Genomic DNA, 2,503 nt, shown 5'->3' with positions numbered 1-2,503 from the left:
CCCATTAAGAGGCTCTTGGAGAGCTTTTAATCGACTTCCTATAGTTTGCACCATTCTTTGTAGTTTTGTCGCTCTGTGGGCGTTTTCGTGGCTTTGAGAGGCTATTGCGATTGTACTGGCAAATTGTTCGTTCACTTCCTCAGTCAAACGATTAGCAATTTGATCTGTTGTTTCGAATGTTTTTATGATGCCTACCTTTTCGAGAAAACTTTCCGGTTTTAATTGCTTTGGTTCTATGTTTTCAGGACCGATGGCGATATGAGATTTGATCCCTTTTTCGATGACTGCATAATGCCGTTTAACAGCTTGGTGTTGTGCTTTACTGCCTTGTAACCCCCTTTCAAGTCCAAGATCCCTTACAGCCTCAGCAAAGGTTGTTTGGTCGTTAGTCATTTTGGTTCGATTACCAATAAAATCTTTTGCAGAGAGTCTTCCGTCCTGTGTTAGAGGTACAACGAATGCGCTTAAATGGGGGCTGATTTCATCATTATGGACCACAGCAGCGATAATTCGATCTTGTCCGTACTTATCTGCCAACCACTGTTTTGATCGCTTAAAGAACTCTTTTTGCTGCTCTGGAGATGCTGTTGTCCACCATTCTGGGCTAGCAGTCATAACATACTCGACGGCTAACACAGCATCTTTCCGTCGCTTTTCTGGTAAAAGCTCACGCATTTTTCCCATAGCTTCACTTGAGGAATGTGAAACGTGCTGTTCGTTGTTTGGTGTGCGTTCACTATCGGCATTTGGTGTTTCTCGTTCACGGTAGCAGTGTTGCAATGCAGATGCCACACAGCCCATTGTTGCTAGCTTTTTACAACGCATGATCGCATATACCGCCATATCTGCCCCTATCTGTTATTCGACTGTATTTACTGGGGGAATCGCAAGGCGGTACCTCCGGTGGGCCACCATAAATGGTGTACTTACTAGACTTTATTACATAAAGTCGTTCGTGGCTAAAGCCATTTTTGCGGCTGGCCAGCAAAAAAAAAGCACTTTCTCCTTATCATGATTTCGGAGCCGTGCGGGAACGTAAAAACAATCCGTTTGGTTCTGGGTCAAGGTCGCCGTTAGGCGCCCCGTAGGGGTTGCCTTGACCCTAAGAACCTAGGATTGTTAGTTCCCAAAAGCACGGATCCGTATCATGATTTTGGTGAGTGCACAGAGAGTTTGAGAGGCGGTAGCCTCTCATCATGTTTTCATCGTAGATATTACAAATAACAGTGAAATTGCAGATTACAGCCACTGTGATTTTGATGATTTTTTTCATTATCGAGCTCCTTTATTTTAAAAAAAAACCTCAAGCATCATGCTTTCAAAGGATTCAATCCAGATTTTTACGGTCAAGGAGACCCCTACGGGGCGCCTAACGACGTCCTTGACCGTAAAAATCGAGTGGATTGTTCGATCCTCTTTGAAAGCATGATGCTTGAGGGCGTAAGGAGCCAATTTTTTTGAATGAAATTGTCGAACGAAGTTCGTCATTTTTCTTTTAAAATAGAGCGTAGCGACCAATCTTATACTGAGGAGAAAATTTAGGGAATAAAATGACCGTATTTTCTCCCAGTATAAGATTTAAGAAGGGATTCGTCGGAAGAGCCCAGAAATCCTAGATTCAATTTTCAGAATCTGTACTACGGTAGCTCAACCCTTGTTGCGCGCTCGCTCAAAAAAGCACTTGATTTTGAGCTACCCACTCTCTAAAAATGAACTCAGTAGATCATTTTAGAGGTGAAAAATGAGCTTCGCTCGCTATAAAACAAATCCATTTTTGGACAACATGACTATTCCTGTAAAGGGAAAACAAATTAGATTATCTCGCTTAGGAAGTGATAATAATGTTTTGATAAACCAAAATACTGGAGAAATGCTTGGTACCCACGTAACAACCTTTAAAAAGGTAGATGGACAGCAATTTGTCAAACTGTTTACAGCTAATATTGGTCTAACTTTTGAACTATCATCAGCAGGAATTAAAGCTTTCGGCGTTCTATTATGGGCAGTTCAAAATCTAGCATTATCAAAAGATGAAGTGGACCTAGACAGTTTCATTTTAGAAGATTTTTTAAGTTATCAAACAACATCAGAACAACCATTAAGATTAAGTATTGCAACTTTTAAAAGAGGAATTAACGAGCTGGAAAAAGCTCAAATCATTGCAAAAACATTGCGGCAGGGACGCTACTTTATAAATCCAAATTTTGTTTTTAACGGCGATAGAATTGCCTTCACAACCGTTATTCAACGAAAAAAACATGAAAAAACAGACGAAAATACCTTAGATTTATTTGATGATTTAAACAGATCATGAAAATTTAGTACTTACTCCGTTCGTCCATAAGTTTACGAAATGAGAGGCTACCGCCTCTCAAACTCTCTGTCCGCTCACCAAAATCATGATCTCAGATCCGCGTTTATCGAAGGAACTAACAAACCTTTGGTTCTTAGGGTCAAGGCAACCCCTACGGGGCGCCTAACGGCGACCTTGACCCAGAACCAA

Annotated in this window: 2 protein-coding genes; one reads left to right on the top strand and one right to left on the bottom strand. The window is 41.1% G+C overall.

The features are described 5' to 3' along the window. The coding region (gene mobV / locus PVV57_RS10025; protein WP_273784013.1) for a MobV family relaxase at positions 1–843 on the bottom strand (843 nt) is incomplete at its 3' end. A gap of 898 nt (positions 844–1,741) precedes the next feature. On the opposite strand from mobV, the gene PVV57_RS10020 reads away from it, so the two are divergent. Next, positions 1,742–2,314 (top strand): replication/maintenance protein RepL, encoded by a 573-nt coding sequence (locus tag PVV57_RS10020; RefSeq protein WP_011068858.1) that lies wholly within the window; start codon positions 1,742–1,744, stop codon positions 2,312–2,314. Positions 2,315–2,503: the final 189 nt, after the last annotated feature.

The sequence above is a fragment of the Bartonella sp. AU15XJBT genome, assembly GCF_028618615.1.
Classification (GTDB): domain Bacteria; phylum Pseudomonadota; class Alphaproteobacteria; order Rhizobiales; family Rhizobiaceae; genus Bartonella.
This window is presented reverse-complemented; position numbering and strand designations above follow the sequence as displayed.